This is a genomic window from Microvirga sp. Mcv34 (genome assembly GCF_024519725.1).
In the GTDB taxonomy this organism is placed as follows: Bacteria; Pseudomonadota; Alphaproteobacteria; order Rhizobiales; family Beijerinckiaceae; genus Microvirga.
In genome coordinates, this window is record NZ_JALJRK010000017.1 from 17778 (window position 1) to 44736 (window position 26959).

The window sequence follows — 26959 nt, forward strand, 5'->3', positions numbered from 1 at the left end:
GGGCGCTGCCGGGCTCAATAAAGGATGATCTTTCCAAGAACGTGTTTGAACGAGATGCCGTTTGGGCGACTTTCTCCTGAGAAATTTCTCACGATGAATGTTCCTTGACGGCCATCGCTGCTCTCGATTGCAGGATAGGGATCATCCTGCGGCGGTCGATGTTCAGTATCCGATAGGTACTTTGCCAGGAGTGGCGAAAGATCAAAGCGGGAGGTGCCATTTTCGCCGCTGACTTCCACGACATTGTCCTTAAACAGGACCTTATAAGGGCTTGCCGCCAAGTAGCGAATTTCTGCATCGCTGTTATGGTAAAGGTAAACGTCATCGATAAAGGTGGCTGAGCCAAAGCTTATGATCTTTCTCTCTGAGAAGTTGATAAAGCTGTTGCTCGGCTTAAAGATTTTGGGTTCCGCGCGAGTGTCCGCTGCTGACGAGACATTGGTTCCTGCCCGGGCAGATTGACTATAGAACCTCACCTTCTCGGCACTCAGCGGCCCAACCGCCGCGACGAGTGTCAGAACGCCACCCGTGAGCGGCACAAGGCGGATGTCGAACGGCCGACGAATGAGGGTAGACAGCACCAGGAACGCGGCGCCTACGATCACCAGGATCAACCAATAGCGCTCCTCCGTAATGCCATAGGCCCGGACCCGGATCACGGTCGCGAGTGTCAACAGGGCGAGAGGTACCAACGTGCTCGCAAGCCACGAGCCGTGAAACAGACGCCGCAAGCGGGCAAACTGCTCGTTAGGCCCGGAAGCAAGAAGATAAGTCCCATAACCAAGCGCCATATAAAGCGGCACGATCATACCGATCTGCCCTTTCGGCAACTCGCCTAAGAACGCGATGCGGATGGCATAGAGATGAATGATGGCGCCAAACGTCAGCACTAGTGGGATCAACAATGCGTCGGTCAAAACGGCGATGCCACGCAGCAGGATATTATCTTGGGCCACGTCGATTGGCTCGACTGTGACGGAAGCCACCAGCGTCAGCCACAGCAGGGGAAAGGCGAAGAAGGCGACCAGCGTCGTCAATGTAGATACAAGGTTGCCGCTGTTCCATCCGAGTAAGGAATCGATGGCGAAGAACACGATTGCGCCGCCTGCAAGCACGATGCCCAAAGCGAGAAGAGAGGCGGCAAGACTTAAGATGAGATGGGCATTTACGAGCCAAAAGCCGCTCATACCCTGCCGCGCAGCCATTCCCGCCGTCACGGACATGAAGCACACGAATGCAAAGAAGAGCGGAGGGATAGTGTAATCTCCGAACTTCACCCAGAACAGAAGCGAGACGCCGATCAGAAATCCTATTCCCTCGGCCAGAGCCCGGACCCAGAGCCGTTGTCCGGATGAGGCAAACGCCATGATGGTGGCCGTGAAGAACGACAGGATCAGCGCTAAGATGACATCGCCGCGCTTCTCGCCGTAGATCGGGACGAGCAGGGCGGCAGTCACAAGGCTCGAAGCGAGGACGGCGAATGGGAAGCGGCGAAGAGCCAGGGTGGAAACAGGAAGGAATCGACTGGCTCGAGTCAAGAAGGACATGAGAACGTTCTTTCGATACAAAGTTTCGTTCTTATGCGATCTGCGCTTGCCCGCAGCAAGAGGACCGTTCTTCGATGCTCCACGCCAGGATCAGTTTGGGTTTGGGCAAACGTTCCTCGACACATCCAGCGCTCGATCTCTCATGCCGAATGCGGAACTCTCACAGCGGATTGCCTACCCTTGTTGAAGGGATGCTCCGGCTGCGCTCGACACGAAACCCAACTCCTTTGTTTCCATTAAACAATTTATCGGTTTTTTAACCGGCGCCCCGCACATCTAACCTTAGGGTAATGGACTTGAACATTCGCCGATCCGCCGTTTCAGAGCTGGACGCGAAGGCAGGTCCGCAGGGGCATGATTCCAATGGCAATCAAAGGTTTTTCGATCCCGCAGAAGGTGATCGCGGTCGTTTCTCTCATGGGGCTCGTGGCGGCCATCATCGCCGTGGTGGGCTGGCACGAGACGTCCAAGCTCAGGGACGCGATGGAGGTTGTCGGCCGGCGCGAGGAGGCGGCGCGCGAGGCGATGGACCTGCGCGTCGACATCATCGCCATCAGCCGGATGACCTATCAGGTGGCGCAGCAGCCGCACAAAGCGTCCGATTTCAGCCAGGAGGCTGATCGCCGCATCAAGGAGATGCTGGAGCGGTTCAGGATTCTCGAGGGGGTCGCGGACGCGCAGGAGAAGGCCCTGCTCGACCAGATGCGGGCGGCCCTGAACGGCTATTTCGACGTCATCCGCTCCATGATCAAGGTGGCGGCCTCCGACAAAGGGGCCGATCAGGCGATCATGAACGCCGAGGTCGAGAAAGGGCTGGCCGCCCAGCGCAACGTGACCGACACGGTGAAGGGCTACAGCGCCTATACGGCCAAGAAACTCGCCGCGATGCGCTCGGATTCCGAGGAAGGAGCGAATGCGGCCATCCGGCTCCAGATCGGCGTGGCCGCCACGGGCATTCTGCTCGGGCTTCTGATCAGCCTCCTGATGACCCGGTTCAGCATCGTGTCGCCCCTGCGCAACCTGACCTCGGTCATGCGCCGCCTGGCGAACGACGATCTCGCGGTCGAGCTGCCCTCCGGCAACCGCAGCCGCGACATCGGCCAGATGATCGAGGCCGTGCAGGTCTTCAAGGATCGTATGGTCCGCAACAAAGCGCTCGAGATCGAGGCGGTTCAGGCCCGCGAGGCCTCCGAAGTCCAGCGCAAGCGGATGATGACCGAACTGGCCGAGACCTTCGACGGCGCCATCGGCGAGATCATCCTGTCCGTCTCCACGGCGGCCGACCGCATGCAGGCGACCGCCGAGCAGCTGACGGGGTCGGCCCAGGCGACCTCCTCGCGCTCCACCGCCGTCGCGGCGGCGGCCGAGCAGACCTCGGCCAATGTGCTGGCCATGTCGAGCGCCACGGAAGAGCTGGGCGCCTCCGTGAGCGAGATCAGCCGCCAGGTCGAGCAATCCGCCGTCATGTCCCGCGAAGCCGTGCAGGCCGCGACCCTGACGACCGAGATCGTCTCGCAGTTGAGCGCCGCCGCCGACCGGGTCGGCGCCGTCATCGACATGATCTCGGCCATCGCCGGCCAGACCAACCTGCTGGCGCTGAACGCCACCATCGAGGCGGCCCGAGCAGGCGAGGCGGGTCGGGGCTTCGCCGTGGTCGCCACCGAGGTGAAGTCGCTCGCCGACCAGACCTCCAAGGCGACCGCCGACATCTCGAGCCAGATCGCCGCGATCCAGGCTTCGACTTCCCAGGCCGTGGAGGCGATCAACGGCATCACCCAGCGCATCCAGGCGATGAGCGACGTGTCGAGCAGCATCGCCATGGCGGTGGACCAGCAGGGCGCGGCCACGCAGGAGATCGTCTCCTCCGTGAACCAGGCCTCCGCCGGCACGGGGGAGGTGACGGCCAACATCAACAAGGTGGCCCAGGTGGCCGAGGAGACGGAAGTGGCCGCCCACCAGGTGCTGACATCGTCCTCGGCGCTCGTGGATCAGGCCGAGCATCTGCGCAACCAGGTCAGTCACTTCCTGGCGACCGTGCGCGCGGCTTAGAGCTGCTTCCACTCACGTGGAATCATCTCTCTTCCTTGCGCAGCGCATCGGCCGTGAATTCGAACCCACGGCCGATGCGCTCAGTTTTTGTTGTGTCGCATCTTTACACGCAAAACCGGTTCCCACCTTTGCGTTCGATGCTTTAGCCGCATTTCTTGACGGTGAACCGGATCCACTTCACCGAAAAATGGCTCTGGCGCATCGTGCGGAAAACAGCGTCCGCTTTTCACCGACGCGGCCCTCCGGATCCGCACGCTGCGCTAAGACCTCGGGCACCATGCGCTAGATAAGGAAAAGGCGGCTCTTCAGCGAAGAGCCGCCTTTCCGCCGAATTCTCCCAACGTCAGACGATGAAGAAGCTGGCGTGCGTCAGAGCCGGCTTCTCGCCGTTCTCGTTGACGACGGCGAACAGGATCGGTGCGATATCCTTCTTGGCGCCGCTGGCGCCGTCCACGTCGTAGAAGAGACGCCCGGTCGCCGGGTCGTAGATGATCCGGTCGTCCTGATCGTGCGCTTCGGTCCCGAGCGCGAAGGCATTCGCCGTGAGCTGGCCGAGCCCGAGGCTTATAAAGATCTTCTGCGAGAGCTGGATGCGGTCTCCCTCGGCGAGGCTGAAATCCAGGATCGAGTCGGCCGTCGTCTTCATCACGGCGGTGTCGAAGACGAAGGTGTCCGCTCCCGTGCCGCCCGTGAGCAGATCGCGTCCTTCGCCGCCATTGAGGGTGTCGTTTCCGCCGGCACCATTGAGGGTGTCATTTCCGACGCCGCCGCGGATCACGTTGTCTCCGCTATTGCCGACCACATCCTCGCGCCGTTGATCCTCGATGGTGATCGCGAAGGTCTTGTTCACCGTTTCCATTCCATCGCTCACCGCGACGGTGACGGACAGCTGGGCGTTCTGCTCGAAGTCGATCTTCGTCGCGTCCTTGACGCGCAATTCCCCGTTCACGAGCTCGACGCTGCCACCGGCATCATTCAGGAGGGTGTAGGTCAGGGCCGTTCCATTCGGATCGGTGGCCGAGACCAATCCGATCACGTGCCCTTCCGCCACGTTCTCTTGAACCACGGAATTGGAGAGCTGGAGATTCGTCGGCGCCTTGTTGATATCGGTTACAACGATGGACACGTTGCCGGAATTCTGGCCGCCATGCCCGTCATCGGCAATCACGTTGTACGTGAAGGTGGAGTCCTGTGCGACCTGAATCAGCTTCTGATCACGAACGACAATCGTGTTGTTGACGATTTCGAACCTTCCATCCGCGCTGATCAGGCCGTTGGAGCCGTCCAGCGCCTGACTGAAGGTATAGGTGAGAGAATCGCCGTTCGCATCGCTGGCCGAAAGAGTGCCGACCTGGCTTCCGGCCACCGCCATGTCGCTGATCGAGCCGCCTGCCAGTTGCGGCGCGGTCGGTGCGATGTTCGATGCGAGAGACGTGACGGAGATGTTGCCGACCGACTGGCCCGCGACCCCTTGATCATCGACGATGGAAATCGTGAAAGTCGTCGTCTGCGCAGAGCCGACGGGAGCGACGCGATCTGTCGGATCGAACTTGAGGGCCTGGATGGCGGCCTGGACCTCGGCGACCGTCCCGATGACGGTATAGGTGCCCGCATTCCGGTCGTAGGTGACGCTGCCCGGATTGGGGACGCTGCCCAGATTGGTGAACTCGCCCTTGGATGCGGCATCCATGGCGATGGTGACCCTCACCCACGCTCCATCGTCGTTGATCGTTACATTGCCGAAGGGCGATGCAAGATCCGTATCGGCGATGGTCACGGCCACGGGCGTATCGACGCCGCCGATGACCGGGGCTTGGTTTTGTTGGATGCCGCCATGAACCGAGTCGACACTGATATTGGTGTTCGGAGCTGCCGACAGACCACCCGCATCTGTCACCATGATGGTGAAATGCGAGGTCTCGATGCTGCCGTTCTCCGCGTCGGAGCGAATGGCCGGATTGTAGAGCAGGGCCTGCACAGCCAACTGGGCATCTGCCGCCGATCCGGTGAACGTGAAGATCCCGGCCTCCTCATTGTAGTCACCGCCATTGACGGGAACCAGAACACCCTTGTCGGGTCTGTCCAACGTGATTGTCACCGTGACCGTATCGCCGGAATTCGTGTCTCCGATCGTCACGTCCGAGAATGGCGCAGCGAGATTGGCTTCCTCGTCGTCTGCGATCGTCACAACGGAAACCGGAGCGTCGATGGTGGGGGCGTGGTTCGTTGCCGTTGCGCTCACCGAGACGTTGGTGTTTGTCGTGGTATAGGTTCCGTCCCAGGCGGAGATCGTGAAATTCGTCGTCTGGACGGATCCGACCTGTGCGTCCGGACGGTCGGCCGGATTGAACTGGAGCGCCTGAATGGCGGCCTGGACCTCGGCGATCGTGCCGCTGACCGTGTAGGTTCCCGCAACCCGGTTATAGGTGCCGCTGCCCAGATTGGTGAACTCGCCCTCGGATGCGGCATCCATGGTGATTGTGACTCTCACCCACGCGCCGTCGTCCTTGATCACCACGTTCGCGAAGGGTGACGCAAGATCCGTATCGGCGATGGTCACTCCCACAGGGGCTTCGGCACCTTCGATGATCGGTGCCTCGTTCGGGAGCGAGCCATGGATCGATTCCACCCGAACATTGGTGTTCGTGACCGAGAGGCCCGATCCATCATAAAGCTTGATGGTGAAGGTGCTGACCTCGACGCTGCCGTTCTCCGCACCCAGGCGCGTCCGCGGATTGTACTCCAGAGCCCTTAGTGCGGCTTGGACGGTCTGCACACTGCCCGAGACGGTATAGTAATAATAACCGTACACGGGATCGGTGTTGACCATGATGGATCCACCCTGGCCAGGAACGAAAACGCCTTTGGATGGATCGTCGAGATAGACTCTCAGCTGAACGTAGGAATTGTTGGTGGTCGCTTCCGGATCATCGAGCACCACGTTGGCGAAGGGCCTCGCGAGATCATCTTCCTCGTTATCCGCGATCTGCACTGTCGTAGGCTGCGCTTGGATGATTGGCGCCAAGTTCGGCATGGTCGGATTGAGGGTGAAGTTGGTGTTCGTCGTGGTGAGGCCGCCATCCGTCACGGTGATGGTGAACTTCACGGTGGCGGTCTGCAGGGCGTCGAACTTCAAAGCCCGTATCGCCGCCTGAACCTGAGCAGCCGTGCCGGTGACGGTATAGGTCCCGGCCACCGCATCGTAGGTGCCGGTGCCGAGATTCACGAACGTTCCGTAATTCCGATCGTTCATGGCCACCGTCGCGGTGACGGTCGGGCTGCTGTCGGAAATCGTCAGCTTGGTGAAGGCCGCAACGGGTCCCGAGACTCCATACGAGAGCGTATCCGATCCCGAGACGACGGGGGCCGAATTGGCAGGGGCCGTGCCGTGGACAGAGTTCACCTTGATGGTGCTGACCGGCCCGGTCGACGCGCCCGCCGCATCGGTGACGGTAATCGTGAACTGCGTGGTCTCGGTGCCGTCGGCGGTCCGGTCCGTCGGGTTGAATTTCAACGCGCGCAAGATAGCCCGGACATCGCTGGCCCATCCGGAGACGGTGTAGACACCGGTCGCGGCATCGTATGTTCCGCTCGTAGAGATCAGGACGCCTTTGGCGGGGGAGTCCAAGGCGATTCTCGCCGTCACGATGTCGCTGAGATTCGGGTCGATGAGCTCGATGCTGACGAAGGGCGATACGAGATTGACGTTGTCCGTATCGACGACAGTGTAGGCCACCGTCGGAGCGATCAGAATGGGCGCGCGGTTCTGCGCCACCACATCAACCGAGATATTGCTGTTGGGCACGGAGGCGATGCCGTGATCGTCCACCACCGTGATCGTGAAGGAATCGCTCCTTATGGATCCGACCGTGCCCGCGCTCGTGGCGTTGGGTGAAGCGTTCTGGCTGAATTGCAGGCCACGTAGAGCAGCCTGCACGGTCGCGAGGTCGCCGCTGACGGTGTAGGTGGCGGCAAGGCGGTCGTAAACACCGGTGCCGAGATTGGTGAAGGTGCCGATCGCATACCCGGGAAGCTGGTTCATCTTCACCGTGACGGTGACCCATGAACCATCATCGTCGACTGTGAGATCCGCGAAAGGATTCACGACGCCCGTGTCGGCCACCGTCACCCGGGTCGGGCTCGAGGCGCCGAGAATGGTCGGGGCGCGGTTGCTGTAGTCGATGCTGCCTTCGCCGACGAGGATGACGTTCTCGATATTGGCGAGCCTGAGGTGGTCGAAGCCGCTGACCGACACATAGACCGTATCGGTGCCGCCATTGGCCAGCTCCGTGACGGAATCCTTTAGATTGTCGATATAGTAGACATCATTGCCCGCGCCACCGACCATGATGTCGGCGCCGATGCCGCCGTCGAGCGTGTCGTTGCCGTTCCCGCCGTCCAGCGTGTCCCTGCCGCTGCCGCCGACGAGGCTGTCATGCCCATCTGCGCCGATCAGAAGGTCATTGTTGAGACCTCCGTCCAGGGTGTCGTTGCCGATGCCGCCATCGAGCGTATCGTTGCCGACATCGCCTGAGAGCACATCATTGCCGCCGACGCCGCTCAGGCTGTCATTTCCGCCCAGGCCAAACAGATGGTTGTTCAGGCTGTTGCCGTCAACATAGTCGTTATATTTGGTCGCAACCAGATCGATCGCAGAAGAATAGATGCGATCTTCATCCCATTGAGGGATGCTCGATCCGCTGATGTACTTTCTGACATATCCTTGGGCCAGATCCGCTAAGATCATACCGGCCAGATTCTTCCCATTGACATCAAGCACGACCATCTGATCATACCGTAGGGTTGTCGCCCCGTTGGCGTAGATTTGGTCGTTGCCTGCCGACCCATAGACCACGTCGGCGCCGGATCCTACATACAGCCAGTCTTGGGCGTTGCTGCCATACAGCGTGTCGTTGCCCGCAGCGCCGTCGAGCGTCACCGCCTCACTGCCGGCCTTGAGAACGTCGCCGCTGCTGCTGCCGACGACGGAGTTGATGGATTGGAGAGTATCGGTGCCTTGACCGGTGGCGATTCCCGTTGCCAGATCGACTTGGACGGCGGCGCTGCCCTGGAAATACGCGATGCCGCCGATCAGGAGGTCGTCGCCGGCGCCACCGATGAGATAATCCTTGTCCCATTCGCTTCCGGCGCCCATGAGGGTGTCGTTTCCGGCGCCGCCGTTGAGAGTGAACTGATCCGGCGTATCGCTCGCATTGATGATGTCGTTCCCCTGGGAACCGACCAGCGACTCGATGCTGACGTAGGTGTCGGTACCTCCCCAGGTGTCCTTGCCCGTCATGGATGCATAGGTCTGGCCATTGTAGGTCCAGCTTACGGTCGTGAGATTGACCACGATGCCCGCGCCGCCCGTTTCCGTCGCATAGGAGACGGTGTCGTTGTAGCCATCGCCGCCATCCAGGGTATCGTTGCCGCGCCATCCGATCAGAAGATCGTCGTCGTCGCCGCCATAGAGCTTGTCGTTGCCGGTGCCGCCCCGCAACGTGTCATATCCCAGGTCGCCATAAATCGTCGTAGCGGTGGTGGTGCTATGGCTGCCCAGATCGTTGTCGCCGGCATCGCCGGTGATGACGCTTGGATTTGCAGCGGGCGCTAGTCCGAACGTCATCGCCTTCTGCGTCGAGGACTCCTCCTCGGCTTCAAGAGGCTCGGTGACATCCGACAAGACATCTCCCGTCTGGATCACGATCAGATCATCAGCAGATTTATCCATCGGAAGTCCCCTGTTCTAAAGGCTTGTTGGGTCAATTCCCCTCGATGGATCATATGTGAACGGTTTCAGCGCAGATGCTCCCTGAACAAGCAGGTTCCGCAGCGACCGAACGGAATCGATGCTCTCAAGCCGGAATAGCCGTTCATTATCAAAATGTTACTCAGTTGCTGCCTTTTCGCAAAGTGGCTTTGCGAAAAGGCAATGAGATCGAATAACGTTCCATAACAAAGGGTTAGTCATATTCAGACTGCGCAAGGACCGCGCATCTCCAGCTCGGCTTTCAGCCCATAGGCGCCGCTGGACCGGCGGATTCGCAGGTGCAGCCCTCCCGAATCCCAGCACGCGTGACAGCGGGTGCTTTCCAGGGTAGTCCGGACCTCCTTCGTTGCTGCGATCATTCCATGCTCAAACCCGACACGCTGGCCCTCACCATCGTCCTGGCGCTCCTGACCGCGCTCGGGCCACTCTCGACGGACATGTACCTGCCCTCGCTCCCGGCGATCGCCGCAGGGCTCCAGGCCAGCACGGGACAGACGCAGCTGACCCTGTCGGCCTTCCTTCTCGGCTTCGCCGCCGGGCAGTTCTTCTACGGGCCGATCTCCGACCGGATCGGGCGCAAGCCCGTGCTGCTCTTCGGGCTCGGGCTCTTCACCGTGGCCAGCCTGATCTGCGCGCTGTCGCCCAATATCGAGACGCTGATCGGCGCCCGCTTCCTGCAGGCGCTCGGCGCCTCGGGCCCCATCGTGCTCGGGCGCGCCATCGTGCGCGATTTCTACGAGGGCCCGCGCGCGGGCCGCGAATTGTCGCGCATGGGCACGATCATGGGCGTGGTGCCGGCGGCCGCTCCCGTTCTCGGCGGCGTGATCGAGCGCTTCTCCGGCTGGCGCGTGACCTTCGGGGTCATGATCCTGTTCGGCATCGCGCTCGCCGCCACCATCCTGTGGCGCATGCCGGAGAGCATCCGCAGGAAATCCGACGTGCCGATCTCCTTCCCGGCGATCCTGCGCGGCTTCCGGCTTCTGCTCGGACATGCCGGCTACCGGACCTATGTGGGCCTGTCCATGCTCACCTATGGCGGGCTCTTCGCCTTCATTTCCGGTTCGTCCTTCGTGCTGCAGAAGATCTACGGCTTGGACGAGCTGTCCTTCGCCTTCTCCTTCACCTTCGTGGTGGTGGGCTTCATGACCGGCACCATGCTGGCGCAGCGCTTCGTCGGCCGCTACGGGCTCGACGGCACGATCCGGATCGGCGTGACCTGCCTCGCGCTCGGTGGCGTCACCATGCTGGCCCTGGTGCTGGCGGGCATCCCTTCGTCCCTCAGCATCAGCGCCCCCATGGCGCTCTACGGCGTCGGCGTCGGCCTCACCATGCCGCAATCCATGGCCTCGGCCCTGATGCCCTTCCCGGATCGCGCAGGGGCGGCCTCGTCCCTGCTCGGCATCTGCCAGATGACCTTCGCGGCCATCGTGGGGATCCTGTTGGGACGCAACCTCGATGCGTCGGCGATCCCTCTGCCCACCACCATCGCGGCGACGGGCCTGCTGGCCCTTGCCCTGTTTCTGGCGACGGGACGGGCGCGGAGCACTCAGCCCAAGGGCTGATCCGCCAGGGGGAGCTTGGCGATCACATCGGCGGCTCGATGGTCGGCCGAAACTCCGTCGATGAAGAAGACGTCTCCGCGCGAGTTCTCGGTCCGCAGCGGCAGGATCCTCCGGTAGGCGGGAGAGTCGTACCAGGCGCGGGCCCTGTCCTGGTCCGGGAACGCGATCACGATCAGGTCCCCCGACCAGGATCCTTCCACCACCGTGGCCGGCCCGCCGTGAATGATGAAGCGTCCCTCGAACGGCGCGAGGGTTTCATCGATGCGGCGCAGGTATTCGACGATGTCGGGACCGACATCGACTTCGTGCAGATGGCCGATGGCATAGGCTGTCATGGCAGGCTCCTTCCTGAGTGGCGAAGCGAGCATGCCGAGGGGAGAGAGCGCTGGCGATTACGTGGCAGGTAATGAGGCAGAAGATTTCGAACGGGCCCTCGTCAGTCCGGGGGACGCCTCGGACTGACGATGCGGCGAACGAAGGAGCCCCTGCCTCACAACCCGAACAGCTTCTCGAAGAAATTCTTTTCGCGGCTGGCGCGGCGCTGCGGCGTGGGCTGGGGGGCGATCCAGGCATTCTCGCCGGCGCCTGCCGTGGCATAGCGCGGATCCTGACCGGCGCCGGCCACCGGCACCTCGTTCCGGAAGCGCTCGCTGCCCGGCAGCGGTACGGGCTGCTGGTCCTTGAGCGCGACCTTCATGAAGTTGTGCCAGACCTCGCTGGGAAGATTGCCGCCGCTGACCCGTTTGGTGAGCGTGCCGTCGTCGTTGCCGAGCCAGACGCCGGCTACCAGGCTGCCGGTGAAGCCCACGAACCAGGCATCCTTGTAATCGTCGGTCGTCCCGGTCTTGCCGGCCATGATCCAGCCGGGAACCTGCGCGGACCGCGCCGTGCCGACCACGAAGGTGTTGTGCATCATGTCGTTCATCATGGCGACCGCGTTCGGATCGATGACGCGACCGAGCCCGCCCGATGTCGGCCGCTTGTAGATCAGCTTGCCGTCCGTGGTCTTCACCTGGGCAATCACGTAAGGCACGACGCCCATGCCGCCATTGGCGAACGACGCATAGGCGCTCACCAGTTCGAGCGGTGTGACCTCCGAGGTGCCCAGCGCGAGCGAACCGTTGGCCTGGAGCGGCGAAGAGATGCCGAGCCGCTGCGCCGTCTGCGCCACGTTCTTCGGCCCGACCTCCATGTTGAGCTTGACCGCGATGGTATTGAGGGAGAGCGCCAGCGCATCGCGCATGGCGATCGGCCCGCGATATTTGCGGTCGTAGTTCTTGGGGGCCCAGCCGCCGAAATTCACGGGTCCGTCCTCGAGGACCATGTCGGGCGTGTAGCCGCGTTCCACAGCGGTAAGATAGACGAAGGGCTTGAAGGATGATCCAGGCTGGCGGCGGGCGGTCGTGGCCCGGTTGAACTGGCTCGTCTCGTAATTGCGGCCGCCCACCAGCGCCCGCACGGCGCCGTCCGGCTGCAGGGCCACGAAGGCGCCCTGGCTCACGTTGAACTTCTGGCCCTTGGCGTCGAGCTCTTCCACCAGGACGCGCTCGGCGGCCGCCTGCATCGTAGGCTCGATGGTGGTCGAGACCACGATGTCGGATTCCACGTTGCCGACGAAATCGTCGAGCACGTCCATCACGTAATCGGCCGCGTAATTGGCCGAGCCTGCGCCTTTCGCGCGCACGGGCTCGGCGGGCGCGCCCAGCGCCGTCTTGGTCATGCCCGGCGTGATGAAGCCGAGCTCGTTCATGGCGGCGATCACGAGTTCCGCACGGGCCTGCGCGCGCTCGGGATTGCGGTTGGGCGCAAGGCGCGAGGGCGACTGGACGAGGCCGGCCAGCACGGCTGCTTCCGAGAGCGAGATGCTGCGGGCGGACTTGCCGTAATAGCGCTGGGAGGCAGCCTCGACGCCGTAGGCGCCGGCGCCGAAATAGACCCGGTTGAGGTAAAGCTCGAGGATCTGGTCCTTCGAGTAGTTGCGCTCGAGCCAGAGCGCCAGGATCGCCTCCTGGATCTTGCGCGAGGCGGTGCGCTCCTGGGTCAGGAACAGGTTCTTGGCGAGCTGCTGCGTGAGGGTCGAGCCGCCCTGCAGGCCGCCCTTATGGGCCAGGTTGCGGTAGATCGCGCGGGCGATGCCGACGGGATCGATGCCGAAATGGTCGTAGAAGCGCCGGTCCTCGATCGCCACGAAGGCCTTGGGAAGGTAAGGCGGCAGCTCCTTGAGCGAGACCGTGCGTCCGCCGGTCTCGCCGCGGTTGGCCAGGAGCGAACCGTCGCTCGCCATGATGGCGATGTTCGGCGGGCGCTTCGGCACGGTGAGCTGGTCAATAGGCGGCAGCTGCGAAGCGTAATAGGCCACGACGCCGCCGATGCCGATGACGCCCCAGAGGCAGAGCACCAGACCGGCATAGACGAGCTTGCTGAAAAGGGAACGGCCGCCCTTGCGCTTGGATTTCTTGAGCTTGGCCGGACGTCCCGGTCCGCCCCCGCCGTTTGAAGAAGCCCGCCTGCGCGCCATAGTCCCCCCTGCCCGGTCCTCGGGCGAGAGGCGAAAGTCCAACTCCCCCGCTTCCCCAGCGGTCGCATCGAAGACCGGCTCGCGCCGGTCGCGTCCGTTCGCCACCTCTTAAACCCCGCATCGATCTGGCCGGTATATTGTCCGGCCTTTCATGCTGTGGAGCACCCTAAATGTGGCGGTTTAAGGGGCGGTTAACGAGGATTAACGTCTTAGCCGCAGGAACTTCGGGCTGGGTTCAGGCTCATTATTCCGCAGCGAGCGGCAGTTCTCCCGTCTCCAGGTCGGCCTTCGCGAGATCGTGAACGCGGCGCAGGTCGTTCAGGAACGCCTCGTAGGCTTCCCGCTTGGTCGCCTCGTCGGGCAGGCGCAGCAGGTAGGATGGGTGCACGGTGACGTAGCCCTCGTAGGACCCGAATCGGGCACGGCCGCGCGAGCGGGTGATCGGCGTCGCCTTGCCGGTGAGCGCTAGGAGCGCCGTCGCCCCGAGCGCCACGACAAGCTTGGGCTTTACCAGGTCGAGCTCCTTCATGAGCCAGGGCCGGTAATGCTTCACCTCGCCGGCCGTGGGCTTGGCATGGATGCGCCGGTGTCCGCGCTGCTCGAACTTGAAATGCTTCACCGCATTGGTGAGATAGGCCTGCTCGCGATCGATGCCGGCCTCCTTCATGGCCTTGGTCAGGAGCTTGCCGGCGGGGCCCACGAAGGGACGGCCCTGCAGGTCCTCCTGGTCGCCGGGCTGCTCACCGACGAAGACGATCTCCGCATGGGCAGGGCCCTCGCCGAACACCGCCTGGGTGGCACCGGGCACGAGAGGCCCGGCCTTGGCGATGATGGCGTTGAGTTCCTCCAGGGTTTTCGGCTCCTGGTCCCACATGGCCTCGAGAGCGCGCTCAGGGGTGCGTTTGGCGGGCATGGTCGCCTCCTGTTCGATCATCCGTTCAACGCGCCGGGAGGCGGTTTGGATCAGGCCGGGAATCGCCGCGGTCTCGGGCATGTTGCGCCAGTACTTCTTCGGCATCTCGGCCCGCATGGCGCTGGGGTTCACCCGGGCCGGATTGAACACGCTCTCGTAATAGCCGCGCCAGCCCTCCTCGAAGCTGTCCTCGGACGGAGCGTCCTCGCGCTGCGCGGGCGGCCCGAAGGTCAGGGTCCGGCGGTCCCAGCGCACCGAACCGATGGGCGTAAGGATCGTCCAGTCCATGGCGCGGAAGCGGTCGACGAAGAACGGAGCCGCCGCCTCCAGGATGAAGTGCTCCGGCTCGAACCAGGCGGCGAAGCGCTCGAGGTCTTCGCCCGGCATCCGCCGAAAGCGCACGAAGGCGTGCATCTTGTGCAGGTCGCGCCGCACGGACCGCGCCATCAGGTCGATGCGGTGGACGAGCGGGTCACTCGCGACATCGAGCAGCTCGCGCTCACCGTTCAGCACCCGCCAGACGAGCTGGTAGAGCAGCGCGTAGCGCTCCGGATCCCTGTGGCAGACCACATGCTCGATGAGGCGCGCGACGCCCTTCGGAATCGCCACCGGAGGCGCCTCTCCCATGGCTTCCTCGCCGAACAGGTTCGGGGCCTCGTCGATGGCGAAGACCACATGCTGCGGCGCCAGCTCCTCGGCGATCAGCCGCCGCACCGCCTGGCGGAAGGTGTGGAGATCCGCGCCGGTTCCGAGGGTGATGCGGTGCAGGCTCATGGGTTTGCTCTCGTCATCCTGACTGGGCTTTGTTCCCTCCCCCTTGCTGGGAGGGAAGAGACACAATCGGTTCGCGCTCATCCGAACAGGCTCAACTGTTCGGGCTTCTCGACCAACCTCTCGCGCAGGCCGAGGGAATCGAGCCTCGCTTTCGGGTGGTGATCGGCCGTGATGAGGAAGGGCTTGGCGCGCTTCAGCCCCGAGGTGAGGCGGGCGACGTCCTCCAGGCGCAGCGTCGTGTGCTTTCGCGCCACCACGATCTTGTCCACCGCCCGCGCCCCGAGGCCCGGGACGCGCAGCAGCATCTCGCGCTCGGCCCGGTTCACGTCGACGGGAAAGCGGTGGCGGTTCTTGAGCGCCCAGGCGAGCTTCGGATCGACGTCGAGGTCGAGCATGCCCTTGTCGGTCCCGGCGGCGATCTCGTCCACGTCGAAGCCGTAATAGCGCAGCAGCCAGTCGGCCTGGTACAGCCTGCTCTCGCGCATCAGCGGCGGCGATTTCAGCGGCAGGATGGCGCTCGAATCCGGGATCGGGCTGAAGGCGGAATAATAGACGCGCTTCATGGCGTAATGGCCGTAGAGCTTGGCGGAGGTGCGCAGCACGTCCGCATCCGTGGTGTCGTCCGCGCCGACGATCATCTGCGTGGTCTGACCGGCGGGCGAGAAATGGCGGCGCTCCTCGCGGGCCTCCTCGATGCGCTCGAACATCTGCGCCATGGCGGTCTCGATGGAGGCTCCGTCCTTCTCCGGCGCCAACCGCTCCAGGCTTTTTTCCGTGGGCAGTTCGAGATTGATCGACAGCCTGTCGGCCCACAGCCCCGCCTCCTCGATGAGCCAGGGGCTCGCCTCGGGGATGGTCTTCAGGTGGATGTAGCCGCGAAAGCCGTGGTCGCGGCGCAGCTTCTTGGCCACCAGCAGCATCTGCTCCATGGTGTAGTCCGGCGAGCGGATGATGCCCGAGGAGAGGAACAGTCCCTCGATGTAGTTGCGCTTGTAGAACTCGACCGTGAGCGTCACCACCTCGTCGACCGAGAACTTCGCCCGCTTCACGTTGGACGAGCGCCGGTTCACGCAATAGGCGCAGTCGAACAGGCAGTAATTGGTAAGCAGGATTTTCAGCAGCGAGACGCAGCGCCCGTCCGGCGTGTAGGCGTGGCAGATGCCGTTGCCGTCCGTCGAGCCCAGGCCTCCCACATCGGCCTTGCGCTTGGGCGCACCGGAGGATGAGCAGGAGGCATCGTATTTGGCCGCGTCCGCCAGGATGCGCAGCTTCTTGGCAAGCTTCTCGTCCATGGGTCTTTCGCAGGATTGTTCGTGTTTTGTTCTAGCATAAAGATCGGCCCTTGGCGAGGGCCGCAGCAGGGGCGGGAGGTCGCATCCGATCCCGCTGTCGGAGGACACGGCAGGACGACCATGCGGGCGACGGCGATTCCCGGCGAGCCCGTATCCGAAAGGGCCGGGGAAACGGGTCGTTCCGGTCTAACTGTGCTCTAATTCTCTCCTCTGATGATGCCGGGTGAAGGATTTCGGGGACAACCCGGCCGTCAAAGGAGGATACGATGCGCTTATCTCATCTCGGGGCCGTGCTCGCTCTCGGCTCCCTGCTCGTCTCGCCGGCCCTCGCGCAGACTGCCGCTCCGGGCACCGCCTCGCCCGGCACGGCCGCGAAGCCGCCGATGACCGGCACGGCTCCGGCGACGGGCGCCACCAAGCCGATGCCCAGCACCACATCGTCCACGAGCGCGCTCATCGACATCAACACCGCCTCCAAGGACCAGCTCGACAAGCTGCCCCAGATCGGATCGGCCCGGGCGGATGCGATCATCAAGGGACGCCCTTACCGGGCCAAGAACGAGCTCGTCGACAAGAAGATCATTCCGCAGAACGCCTATGACGCGATCAAGGACCGGATCATCGCCCATCAGAAATCGTGAACGCCAACAAAAAAGGGGCCCGACGGGCCCCTTTCTCTTATCCGCTGGGAACGGGTTAGCGATTGTACTTGAACTCCGGAGCAGCCTTCAGCTGATCCTTGGTCATGTTCAGCATGGCATGATCGGGAGCGGACCGGTTCATGTTGCTGTCGGCGGATGTCGTCGTCGTTGTCGTCGTCGTGGTTGAGCCAGCGGTCGAACCCGTCGTGGCCGGGGCATTGGTTGCCGTGCCGGTCGTGGTGTTCGCGGCAGTTGCGTTCGAGCGCGGCTCGTTCACGAACTTGATCTGGTCGAAAGGAACGGCGACGTCATGCTCGCCCATGCCGAGGAAGCCGCCGACGCCGATCACAACGGCCTCGATCTTGCCGCTCTGATCCACGAGCAGCTCGCTGATGTCGCCGATCTTCTCGTTGTTGTTATTGTAGACGTTCAGGCCTTCGATCTTCGATGCACGCCATTGGCCAGCCTTCTCCTGGGTCATCCAGTTGCCGCTGGACATGGCACCGCCCGACGTGGTGGTCGACGAAGCGGCGTTCGGGCTGGTGGTCGACGAACCAGCGGGCTGATTCTGGGCGAGCGCCGGGGCCGACAGAAGAGCCGTTCCGAGAAGCGCCATCATGAGATGCTTTGAAGCCATGTATTCCTCCTGATTATCCGTGACGCACTGTCACTTCATGTTCTCTCAACGGCGGAGGTCGAGATTGGTTCTGTCAAGAAGTTGGGCAGTGCCTCATGTTTTGCCCAAGCCCTGTGCAGAGGCACGGCAAGGAACCGCTTGCTCCTTCGGAGAATGCTCCTAAACTCGGCCAAGCTTTTTCGCCGCGCATTCGAAACGGACCGCATGATCCGCACCTTCCTCGACGGCCTCTATCGCTTCGCCGGCTACCTCGCGGGCGTTTTCCTTCTCGTCATCTTCCTGCTGATGATGTGCCTCTCCCTGGGGCGCGGGTTCGGGCTCAACATTCCGGCCGGGGACGATTTCGCCGCTTGGTCCATGGCTGCGATGGCCTTCCTGGGGCTTGCCTATACCTTCAGGTCCGGGGAGCTGATCCGCATCGGGCTCATCCTCGACCGTCTGCCCGCCGCCTCCAGGCGCGCCGTCGAGATCCTCTGCCTCCTCGTCGGGTCCGGGATCATCGCGTTCTTCGCCTGGCACGCCCTGCAGATGACCTATGACAGCTGGCGCTTCAACGACATGTCCCAGGGGGTCGTGGCCGTGCCGCTCTGGTTCCCGCAGCTCGGCTACTCGCTGGGTCTGACGATTCTCGCGATCGCCTTCCTGGACGAGCTGATCCATGCCCTGAGCGGAGGGGCGCCGCGCTACGAGAAGCCGCCGGCCGCCACGCCCGAGGAGATCGTCGATCGCGCGGCCGAGAGTGGGCTCTAGGCCATGGTGTCGGATCTCAGCCTCGTCGCCACCGCGGCGGTTCTCTTCGGTCTTCTCCTCGGCCTTCTGGCACTCGGCGTCTGGATCGGCATCGCGCTGATCCTCGTGGGCTTCGCGGCCATCCTCATGGTCACGACCGTGCCCGTCGGCCCGGTCCTCGCCACGACCGTCTGGGCGAGTTCCGCGTCCTGGACGCTCGCGGCCCTGCCGCTCTTCATCTGGATGGGCGAGATCCTGTTCCGCACGCGCCTGTCGGAGCAGATGTTCATGGGACTGGCGCCCTGGCTCAACTGGCTGCCCGGCCGCCTGCTGCACGTGAACGTGGTGGGCTGCGGCGTCTTCGCGGCCGTGTCGGGCTCTTCCGCCGCAACCTGCGCCACCGTGGGCAAGATCGCCCTGCCGGAGCTCAAGAAGCGCGGCTACAACGACATGATGAGCCTGGGAAGCCTCGCCGGTTCCGGCACCCTCGGCCTCCTGATCCCGCCCTCCATTCCCATGGTGGTCTATGCCATCGCGGCGAACGTGTCCGTCATCCAGGTCTTCCTCGCGGGCTTCCTGCCGGGCCTCGTCGTGATGGGTCTCTATTCGGGCTACATCATCCTGTGGTCGGCCCTCAATCCCGGCAAGTCGCCGCCGCCCGAGCCCCGGACGAGCCTCGCCTTCAAGCTCCGGAGTTCGGCGAAGCTTTTGCCCGTCCTCCTGCTGATCGCTGCCATCTTCGCCTCGCTGATCTTCGGCTGGGCGACGGCGACGGAATGCGCCGCCTGGGGGGTGACCGGCGCGCTCATCCTGGCCTGGTGGTCCGGAACCCTGACATGGACGACCTTCGTCGAGAGCCTGTTGAGCGCGACCCGCCTGACGGTCACGATCATGCTGATCCTGGCCGGCGCCGCCTTCACCACCGCGGCCATGGCCTATACGGGCATTCCCGTGGCCCTGGCCTCATGGGTCGAGTCGCTGCACCTGTCGCCCTACGTTCTGATCGCGGCTCTCACGGTCATGTACATCCTCCTGGGTTGCCTCATCGACGGCATCTCGATGATCGTGCTCACCACGGTGGTCGTGCTGCCCATGGTGAAGCAGGCGGGCTTCGATCTCGTCTGGTTCGGCGTGTTCCTCATCATCCTCGTGGAGATGGCCCAGATCACGCCGCCGGTGGGCTTCAATCTCTTCGTGCTGCAAAACATGAGCGGGCGCGACAGCTTCACCGTGGCTCGGGCGGCCCTGCCGTTCTTTTTCCTGCTCGTCGCCGCCGTTGCCATCATCACGGCTTTTCCGGACATTGCCCTGTGGCTGCCGCGCACGGCTTTCCCGGAATAGACCTTTTTATAAAAACCAGAGGGAGAATGACGATGAAACACATGACACGCTTCGGACTGAGCCTTGCGGGAGCCCTGCTCATGGCGGCGCCCGCGATGGCGCAGACCAAGTGGAACCTGCCGGCTGCTTATCCGGCGGACAATTTCCACACCGAGAACCTGAACGCCTTCGCCAAGGATGTCGCCGACGCGACCGGCGGCAAGCTGCAGATCACGGTCCACGGCAATGCCTCGCTCTTCAAGGCGCCGGAGATCAAGCGCGCGGTGCAGACCGGGCAGGCCCAGGCCGGCGAGGTGCTGATGTCGCTGCACGAGAACGAGGATCCGGTCTACGGCCTCGACGTGGTGCCCTTCCTCGCCACCTCTTTCGACCAGGCGAAGAAGCTCTGGGACGTGCAGAAGCCGGCCATCGAGAAGAAATTCGCCAGCCAGGGCCTGATGCTGCTGTTCGCTGTGCCGTGGCCGCCGCAGGGCATCTTCGCCAAGAAGGAGATCAACACGGTCGAGGACCTGAAGGGCGTCAAGTGGCGTTCCTACAATCCCGGCACCGCCCGCATCGCCGAACTCGTCGGCGCGCAACCCGTCACCGTGCAGGCGGCGGACCTGCCGCAGGCGCTGGCCACCGGCGTGGTCACCACCTTCATGACCTCGGGCGCTACCGGCTACGATTCGAAGGTGTGGGAGTCCCTGTCCTACTTCTACGACACGCAGGCCTGGATCCCGAAGAACCTGACCTTCGTCAACAAGGCTGCCTTCGACGCCCTCGACAAGCCGACCCAGGAGGCCCTGCTGAAGGCCGCCAAGACGGCCGAGGAGCGGGGTTGGACGACCGCCCAGGAAAAGACCAAGTGGTACGTCGACCAGATGGCCGCGAAGGGCATGAAGATCCAGCCGCCGAGCGCCGAGCTCAAGGCGGGCCTGCAGAAGGTCGGCGAGCAGCTGACGCAGGATTGGCTGAAGAAGGCGGGCCCCGACGGGCAGGCCATCATCGACAGCTACAAGAAGGCCGCGATGTAGGCCTGGATGTTGTCAGGAAGGCGTCATCCCGGACGGCATGAGCCGATCCGGGATCGCCACCAGAATAAGGCATTGTTCTCGTCACGCGATCCCGGGTTCCGCTAGAGCCTCGGACCCAAAAGTGGACACCACTTTTGGGATTCATCCGATGCTCCTTCTCTTGGCTGGCGCATCAGATGAGGTGGAAAACTGGGTCCACTTTTCCGTGCGATGCGCTAGGCGGACCCGGGATGACGCTTTTCTAAGCCAGGGTGAAATCCATCGTGATTTCGGCGTTGAGCACCTTGGAGACAGGGCAGTTCTTCTCCGCCGCGCGGGCCAGTTCCTCGAACTTGGCGCGGTCGATGCCCGGCACATTGGCGTTGAGCGTCAGGGCCGACTTCTTGATCGCGAATCCGCTGCCCTCCTGCTCGAGGGAGACGACCGCCTCGGTGGAGAGCTCGGTGGGCGTGAAGCCGGCGCCCTGGAGCTGGAAGGCAAGGGCCATGGTGAAGCAGCCGGCATGGGCGGCGGCGATCAGTTCCTCCGGGTTCGTGCCCTTCTCGTTCTCGAAACGGGTCTTGAAGGAATAGGGCGTCGAGGATAGGACGCCGGAATCCGACGTGAGATGGCCGGTGCCATCCTTGCCCGTCCCCTGCCAAACGGCTCTTGCCTTGCGATTCATCGTGATCTCCTTCTGCGGATGGGTGCGGAGCATCGGACCCAAAAGCGGCCCCGTTTGGGGGAGCCGCATCCGATGCTCAACACCTTGAAAGGCGCATCGTTCGGGGCGGACCCGGAGGGCCGCGCCAGCGAAAGCCGGGTCCACTTTTCCGCGCGATGCGCTAGTGATCTAGGACAGATCGGGCCGGGCTCCAGAGTGCCGGCCTCATTCGAGTTGCGAGTTCGTGATGTCGCTTATCAACCAAGTCCGTCTGCGCCCGCGGCTTCTCGGAGCAGGTCTCGTCGTCGTTCTGGTCTTCGTGATCCTGCCATCCTCCTGGCCGATCAATTCGCGCGTACTCGTGTCCTGGGATCTCGGCGTCGTAGTCTATCTCCTGCTCGCCGGCGCCATGGCGGCGCGGTCCACGACCACCATGATGCAGGACCGCGCCGTTAAGGAGGACGAGGCGGCCGCCGTCGTGCTCGCCCTGACGCTCGCGGCCTCCGTCGCAAGCCTTGCCGCCATCGCGGTGGAACTCGCCGGCATTCGTGACGGCGGAGCCGAAGGGCAGGGCTTCCACCTGGCCATCGCGGGCATCACCATTCTCTGTTCGTGGTTCTTCGTGCACACGATCTACGCCATCCATTACGCTCACGAATATTACGGCGACAAAGGCGAGCGGCAGGGCCTCGCTTTTCCGCACAAGGATCGGCCCGATTACTGGGACTTCCTCTATTTCTCGTTCAATCTCGGAGCCGCCGCCCAGACGTCGGACGTGGTCATCGTGTCCAAGCGCATGCGGCGCCTGGCACTCGCCCACACGATCCTGTCCTTCCTGTTCAACACCACGATTCTCGCGCTCGCGGTGAACGTGGGGGCGGGACTGCTTTAGGCCCTGGGCTCTCAGGCCCGCCCGCCTTGCACGACCACCATCGTTATGCAGAAATCGCCGCTGAAAGCGTGTGATCCAGACCCAGCGAAGGAACCGATGCTCACCACCCCGGCGATTGCCGCTTCCGTCCCGATCCTCGAAACCGAGCGCCTCGTCCTGCGGGGCCACCGAGCGGACGATTTCGCCGCTTGCTTCACGCTCTGGACGGACCCGGAGGTGACGCGCTTCATCGGCGGCAAGCCCTCGACGCAGGAGGAGGTCTGGGGACGGTTGCTGCGCTATGTGGGGCACTGGGCGATGCTCGGGTTCGGCTATTGGGTGATCACCGAGAAAGAGACCGGCCGCTTCATGGGCGAGGTCGGGTTCGCCGATTTCAGGCGCGAGATCGATCCTTCCCTCGATGGCATGCCGGAGATCGGTTGGGTTCTCGCGCCTGCTTGCCAGGGCAAAGGCTACGCCACCGAGGCCGCGCAGGCGGCGATCCGGTGGGGCGAGACACATTTCGGACCCGGCCGTACCGCCTGCATCATCGCGCCGGAGAACGGGGCCTCGATCCGGGTGGCGGAACGCTGCGGCTACCGGGAGTTCCGTCGCACGACCTACAAGGATAAGCCCACGATCATGTTCGTCCGGGACAACCCGGGCGCTTAGCGCCTCGTGCGGACCCGGAGGCCCGCGTCACCCGTCGGGATCCTCGTCCGGATCCCAATCGATCACATCCCGGGCCACATCGAACCGGAAGCCGGCCCGCGCCATGGCGGCGAGATCCTTGTCGCGATTGGGCGCCCGCTCGCCGGGCCGGAACGGCCCGAGCTTGCGGCGGCGGGCGAAGGCGCGGGCGGCCTGCTCCTCGTCACCCTCGTCGCCCTCGAGCGCGGCCGCGATGGCGGTGCGATCGACGCCCTTGGCGGAGAGCTTGGCCTGAATGGCGCGGGCGGAGCCGCCCCGGCGACGCAGGGTGGCGACCCGGGCCTCCGCATAGCGGGTATCGTCGATGAGGCCGGTCCTGAGGCTCTTCGCCACCACCTCGTCGATCATGTCCTGGAACCCGGCCGGATCCTCGCCGCGCAGGCGGCAGCGCTTGTCCACCTTGCGCCGCAGCACGCGGCGCAGATTCTCGGCCGAGGAGGCATAGCGTTCGAGATAGGCGAGGGCCGCCCGCTGCAGGTAGGCGGGCGTCACCTGCCGCGGCGGCTTGCGGAGGGGTTTGCCGGTCTCGTCCGTCATTCTGGCTTCGCATCGGAAGGCGGCGTGAGCTCGCCCGGCTTTTCGACCTGCCCCCGACGCTGCAGCTGGAGCGCCACGAACCAGCACAGGGACGCCCAGGCGGCGCCGACAGCCCATCCGGCGACGACGTCGCTCGGCCAGTGCACGCCGAGATAGACCCGGCTGATGCCGACCAGGAGGGTCATGACGATGGCCAGCCCCATGATGAAGGTGCTGACGCGCCGGCTCTTCTCCACCCTGGCGAGCAGGGCACCGAGGGTCAGGTAGGTGATGGCCGACATCATGGCATGGCCGCTCGGGAAGCTCGCCGTGTAAACCCGCGTCGCGTGCGGCACGAGATCCGGACGAGGGCGCTCGAACCCGAGCTTCAGCCCCGTGGACAGGAGCGTGCCACCGACGATGGCGACCAACACCAGGATGGCCGCGCCACGCTTGCCGGCCATGAGCAGATAGACGACGGCCGCCAGGGTGATCAGCGTCAGGATCGCGTAGCCGCCGAGGCCGGTGAAGTCCCTGGCCGATTCCTCGAGCCAGGAGGGCCCGAGCGGATTGGCCGGGTTCTGCGGATCGCGCAGGGCCAGCAGGAGGTGGCTGTCGAGGGCGTGGGTCTCCCCTTCGCTCACCTCGTCGGCCAGCGCGATGAACGCCCAGGCGAAGAACCCGCAGGCGGACAGGGACAGGAGTGGGCCGACCTCGTTGAGGCGCAGACGAAACCACAGGCGCGTGGCGGGGGCGAGAAGCGTATTCATGGCTCCCTGAGATAGGAGAGTGGGGCGCGTCTGGCGAGGGGCATGGGATGAGTGCGCGAGAGATGTCGTCTCAGACCCTGACGGTTACCCTCCATGTCATCACCGGCTTTGTGCCGGTGATCCCGATCGGAAAGGTAAAGCGCTTCAAGCAATCGGGATGGCCGGCACAAGGCCGGCCATGACGACGGAGGCACCATTGCCTTCACACCTCCAGCCGCTTCTGCCATCCCCCCGGCGCGGTGATGCTGCCGAGGTTGAGCCACTCGGCCATCAGGCGAAGCTCTTCGCCGAGGGCGGGAGCGATGGCGTCCGGAGCCACGGAGGCTTCCGGGTGGATCGAGTGCACGATGAGATTGCCCGCCGCCCGGTCGGCCTTCAGGTCCACGCGGGCGACGATTGTCTCGCCGAGCACGAAGGGCAGGCAGTAATAGCCGAATTCCCGCTTCTCGGCCGGCGTGTAGATCTCGATCCGGTATCGGAAATCGAACAGACGTTCCGTGCGCGTGCGCTCCCAGACGATGGGATCGAAGGGCGACACGAGGGCCCGGGCCTCGACCCGGCGGGGGACCTTGGCCTGCGGGTCGAGATAGACCGGGCCGTTCCAGCCCTCCACCGTGACGGGAACGAGATCGCCGGCCTCCACCAGTTCGGGAATGCGGGCCTTCGCGTCCTGCGGCTCCAGGCGGAAATAGTCGCGCAGGCAGCGCTCGGACGCGATGCCGAGCGCCTGGATGGAGTGCCGCAGCAGCTCGCGCTGTGCCTCTTCGATCGAAGGTGTCGGGACGTTCAGGACGTCCGAAGGGAAAACCCGCTCCGGCAGGTCGTAGATGCGCTCGAAGCCGCGCCGCGTGGCGGTGGTGACCTCCCCGGCCCAGAACAGCCATTCCAGGGCCCGCTTGCCGTCGCTCCAGCCCCACCAGGAGCCCTGCCCCTTGTGCCCGCCGGACAATTCGCCCGCGGCCATGGGGCCCTGCGTGGCGATCTCACGGCGCACCTCCTCGATGAAGCCACGCTTTTCCTGGCCGAATTTGGCAAGCCCGCCATAGATGCCTTCGCCCCGCCGGGCGCGCTCCATCCGCCAGCGGAAGAGAGGCTGCAGGTCGAGCCGGATCAGCGAGGCCTCATGGCCCCAGTACTCGAAGGTCTCGCGCTTCCGGGCATGCCAGGCGAGCGTCTCGAGGAGGTTGCGGTCATAGGCCCCGATCCGCGAGAAGAGCGGCATGTAATGGGCCCGGACCAGCACGTTCACCGAATCGATCTGCAGCAGGTGCGAGCGCTGGAGCACGCGGCTCACATGCCGCCTGGAGGTGGATGCGGGCCGGGCTTCGTGAAGCCCTTGGGCGGCGAGCGCGATGCGCCGGGCCTGGGCGAGACTGAGTTTGGTGCGGGGTGCCATGAGCGAACAATACCGGAACACTGTCGTGGGGCGCCAGAGCCGCAACATCGTCGAAAGGCGAAACGCGGCGGAACCTGTGGATCTTTGTCCCAGCTCGGTCCCTGGTGACCCGAGGCTCCCAGGAACTCTGACAGCCGGCATCTTTTCGGTTCTGCAAACGCGTTGCGATGTGAACCGGCCGTTCTTGCATTTTGGCAAGATCGGCTTGGCGTCCTGCAGTCTCGTAACGTCACAGTCCTGGGTCTATCTTCACCGCAACATTGATGGAGACAGCACCATGAAGCTGACGGGAATTCACCATTTGACGGCCGTGACCGCCGACGCGCCGGGCAACCACGCCTTCTACACCCAGTCGCTGGGCCTTCGCCTCGTGAAGAAGACCGTGAACCAGGACGACGTGAGCGCCTACCATCTGTTCTACGCCGATAGAAAGGCTTCGCCCGGCACCGACATCACCTTCTTCGACTGGCCGGTCGAGCGTGAGCGTCGCGGCACGCACAGCATCTCGCAGACCGCCATGCGTGTGAATGGTGAGAAGGCGCTGCAATGGTGGAAGGACCGCTTCGGCGGCCTCGGCATCGAGAGCGGGTCCATCGTGGAGCGTGACGGGCGGCTCAGCCTCGACTTCGAGGATTTCGAGGGCCAGCGTCTCAGCCTCGTTGACGACGGTGGACAGGGCGAGGCGCATCCGTGGGAGCGCAGCCCAGTGCCGGTCGAGTACCAGATCCGCGGGCTCGGTCCGATCCGGATCAGCGTTCCGAAGCTCGAGCGGACGGCTCGCGTCCTGACAGAGGCCATGGATATGCGCGCCGTTCGCGAGTATCGCGTCGGCGATACGCCGGTTCACGTTTTCGAGATGGGCGAGGGTGGACCTGCGGCGGAGCTGCATGTCGCCGTGGAACCCGGATTGTCTCCGGCCCGGCCGGGCGCCGGTGGCGTGCATCATGTGGCCTTCCGCACACCGAACGAGCAGACCTACCAGGAATGCTGGGAGCGGCTGCAATCCCTCAGGGCGCCTTCCAGCGGCCCCGTCGACCGCTACTATTTCCAGAGCCTGTACTTCCGTGAGCCGAATGGCATCCTGTTCGAGATCGCAACGGACGGTCCGGGCTTCGCCACGGACGAGCCCATGGACAAGCTCGGCGAACGCCTGTCCCTGCCGCCCTTCCTGGAGGCCCGGCGAACTCAGATCGAAGCGGGTCTCAAGCCGCTCTGATCGAAGCGCCGTCGTCTGAGAAGGACCGCAGGAGTTGAAACCATCCC

20 protein-coding genes are annotated in these 26959 nt (G+C 63.9%); 9 read left to right on the plus strand and 11 right to left on the minus strand.

Annotation, left to right across the window (positions count from 1 at the left end; genetic code table 11):
• Nucleotides 1-14: 14 nt before the first annotated feature.
• The gene (locus OC446_RS11425; RefSeq protein WP_262029151.1) at nucleotides 15-1547 is read right to left on the minus strand and encodes a DUF4153 domain-containing protein; all 1533 of its coding nucleotides are present in this window, start codon (nucleotides 1545-1547) and stop codon (nucleotides 15-17) included.
• A 363-nt stretch (nucleotides 1548-1910) separates the two neighbouring features.
• Here OC446_RS11425 and OC446_RS11430 point away from each other — a divergent pair, with 363 nt between their 5' ends.
• Complete coding sequence (locus OC446_RS11430) at nucleotides 1911-3596, plus strand: methyl-accepting chemotaxis protein (RefSeq protein ID WP_262029152.1); 1686 nt, start codon at nucleotides 1911-1913, stop codon at nucleotides 3594-3596.
• 343 nt (nucleotides 3597-3939) lie between these two features.
• Here the strand turns inward: OC446_RS11430 and OC446_RS11435 are convergent, their stop codons facing one another.
• On the minus strand, nucleotides 3940-9327 hold the full coding sequence (locus OC446_RS11435; RefSeq protein ID WP_315986496.1) for a hypothetical protein: 5388 nt from the start codon (nucleotides 9325-9327) through the stop codon (nucleotides 3940-3942).
• Between the two features lie 401 nt (nucleotides 9328-9728).
• On the opposite strand from OC446_RS11435, the gene OC446_RS11445 reads away from it, so the two are divergent.
• The gene (locus OC446_RS11445; RefSeq protein WP_262029153.1) at nucleotides 9729-10928 is read left to right on the plus strand and encodes a multidrug effflux MFS transporter; all 1200 of its coding nucleotides are present in this window, start codon (nucleotides 9729-9731) and stop codon (nucleotides 10926-10928) included.
• Here the strand turns inward: OC446_RS11445 and OC446_RS11450 are convergent.
• The 4 genes from OC446_RS11450 to OC446_RS11465 all read right to left on the minus strand — a co-directional run bounded on the left by OC446_RS11450 (nucleotide 10913) and on the right by OC446_RS11465 (nucleotide 16425).
• Nucleotides 10913-11263 (minus strand): DUF1330 domain-containing protein, encoded by a 351-nt coding sequence (locus OC446_RS11450; RefSeq protein ID WP_262029154.1) that lies wholly within the window; start codon nucleotides 11261-11263, stop codon nucleotides 10913-10915. The genes OC446_RS11445 and OC446_RS11450 overlap by 16 nt on opposite strands.
• A 155-nt stretch (nucleotides 11264-11418) precedes the next feature.
• Nucleotides 11419-13551, minus strand: coding sequence for a transglycosylase domain-containing protein (locus OC446_RS11455; RefSeq protein ID WP_262029155.1), 2133 nt, complete (start codon nucleotides 13549-13551; stop codon nucleotides 11419-11421).
• Between the two features lie 139 nt (nucleotides 13552-13690).
• On the minus strand, nucleotides 13691-15133 hold the full coding sequence (locus OC446_RS11460; RefSeq protein WP_262029156.1) for a UdgX family uracil-DNA binding protein: 1443 nt from the start codon (nucleotides 15131-15133) through the stop codon (nucleotides 13691-13693).
• Nucleotides 15134-15210: 77 nt separating this feature from the next.
• A complete protein-coding gene (locus OC446_RS11465) occupies nucleotides 15211-16425 on the minus strand; it encodes a putative DNA modification/repair radical SAM protein (protein WP_262029157.1) in 1215 nt (404 codons plus the stop codon).
• A 266-nt stretch (nucleotides 16426-16691) separates the two neighbouring features.
• Between OC446_RS11465 and OC446_RS11470 the strand changes: the two genes are divergently transcribed.
• Nucleotides 16692-17066, plus strand: a complete 375-nt coding sequence (locus OC446_RS11470; RefSeq protein WP_262029158.1) for a ComEA family DNA-binding protein — start codon at nucleotides 16692-16694, stop codon at nucleotides 17064-17066.
• A 55-nt stretch (nucleotides 17067-17121) separates the two neighbouring features.
• Here the strand turns inward: OC446_RS11470 and OC446_RS11475 are convergent, their stop codons facing one another.
• Nucleotides 17122-17703 carry a PRC-barrel domain-containing protein gene (locus OC446_RS11475; RefSeq protein WP_262029159.1) on the minus strand — a complete coding sequence of 194 codons (582 nt, stop codon included), beginning with the start codon at nucleotides 17701-17703 and terminating at the stop codon, nucleotides 17122-17124.
• Nucleotides 17704-17907: 204 nt separating this feature from the next.
• On the opposite strand from OC446_RS11475, the gene OC446_RS11480 reads away from it, so the two are divergent.
• The 3 genes from OC446_RS11480 to OC446_RS11490 are packed head-to-tail and all read left to right on the plus strand — an operon-like array spanning nucleotide 17908 to nucleotide 20789.
• Complete coding sequence (locus OC446_RS11480; protein WP_262029160.1) at nucleotides 17908-18453, plus strand: TRAP transporter small permease; 546 nt, start codon at nucleotides 17908-17910, stop codon at nucleotides 18451-18453.
• 3 nt (nucleotides 18454-18456) lie between these two features.
• Entirely contained in the window at nucleotides 18457-19773 is a 1317-nt protein-coding gene (locus OC446_RS11485) for a TRAP transporter large permease (RefSeq protein ID WP_410055059.1), read from the plus strand.
• A gap of 32 nt (nucleotides 19774-19805) precedes the next feature.
• Nucleotides 19806-20789, plus strand: a complete 984-nt coding sequence (locus OC446_RS11490; RefSeq protein WP_262029161.1) for a TRAP transporter substrate-binding protein — start codon at nucleotides 19806-19808, stop codon at nucleotides 20787-20789.
• A 241-nt stretch (nucleotides 20790-21030) separates the two neighbouring features.
• Here the strand turns inward: OC446_RS11490 and OC446_RS11495 are convergent, their stop codons facing one another.
• Nucleotides 21031-21453, minus strand: coding sequence for an OsmC family protein (locus tag OC446_RS11495; protein ID WP_262029162.1), 423 nt, complete (start codon nucleotides 21451-21453; stop codon nucleotides 21031-21033).
• A gap of 226 nt (nucleotides 21454-21679) precedes the next feature.
• Between OC446_RS11495 and OC446_RS11500 the strand changes: the two genes are divergently transcribed.
• Entirely contained in the window at nucleotides 21680-22324 is a 645-nt protein-coding gene (locus tag OC446_RS11500; RefSeq protein WP_262029163.1) for a DUF1345 domain-containing protein, read from the plus strand.
• Nucleotides 22325-22420: 96 nt separating this feature from the next.
• Nucleotides 22421-22975: a GNAT family N-acetyltransferase gene (locus tag OC446_RS11505; RefSeq protein ID WP_262029164.1), complete on the plus strand. Its 555-nt coding sequence runs from the start codon at nucleotides 22421-22423 to the stop codon at nucleotides 22973-22975.
• A 27-nt stretch (nucleotides 22976-23002) separates the two neighbouring features.
• Here the strand turns inward: OC446_RS11505 and OC446_RS11510 are convergent, their stop codons facing one another.
• The 3 genes from OC446_RS11510 to OC446_RS11520 all read right to left on the minus strand — a co-directional run bounded on the left by OC446_RS11510 (nucleotide 23003) and on the right by OC446_RS11520 (nucleotide 25696).
• The gene (locus tag OC446_RS11510) at nucleotides 23003-23551 is read right to left on the minus strand and encodes a regulatory protein RecX (RefSeq protein WP_262029165.1); all 549 of its coding nucleotides are present in this window, start codon (nucleotides 23549-23551) and stop codon (nucleotides 23003-23005) included.
• Nucleotides 23548-24300 carry a phosphatase PAP2 family protein gene (locus OC446_RS11515; RefSeq protein WP_262029166.1) on the minus strand — a complete coding sequence of 251 codons (753 nt, stop codon included), beginning with the start codon at nucleotides 24298-24300 and terminating at the stop codon, nucleotides 23548-23550. Before OC446_RS11515 ends, OC446_RS11510 begins: the two co-directional genes overlap by 4 nt.
• Before the next feature lie 202 nt (nucleotides 24301-24502).
• Nucleotides 24503-25696: a winged helix-turn-helix domain-containing protein gene (locus tag OC446_RS11520; protein WP_262029167.1), complete on the minus strand. Its 1194-nt coding sequence runs from the start codon at nucleotides 25694-25696 to the stop codon at nucleotides 24503-24505.
• 277 nt (nucleotides 25697-25973) lie between these two features.
• Between OC446_RS11520 and OC446_RS11525 the strand changes: the two genes are divergently transcribed.
• Nucleotides 25974-26912, plus strand: coding sequence for a ring-cleaving dioxygenase (locus tag OC446_RS11525; RefSeq protein WP_262029168.1), 939 nt, complete (start codon nucleotides 25974-25976; stop codon nucleotides 26910-26912).
• The last annotated feature ends 47 nt before the right edge of the window (nucleotides 26913-26959 follow it).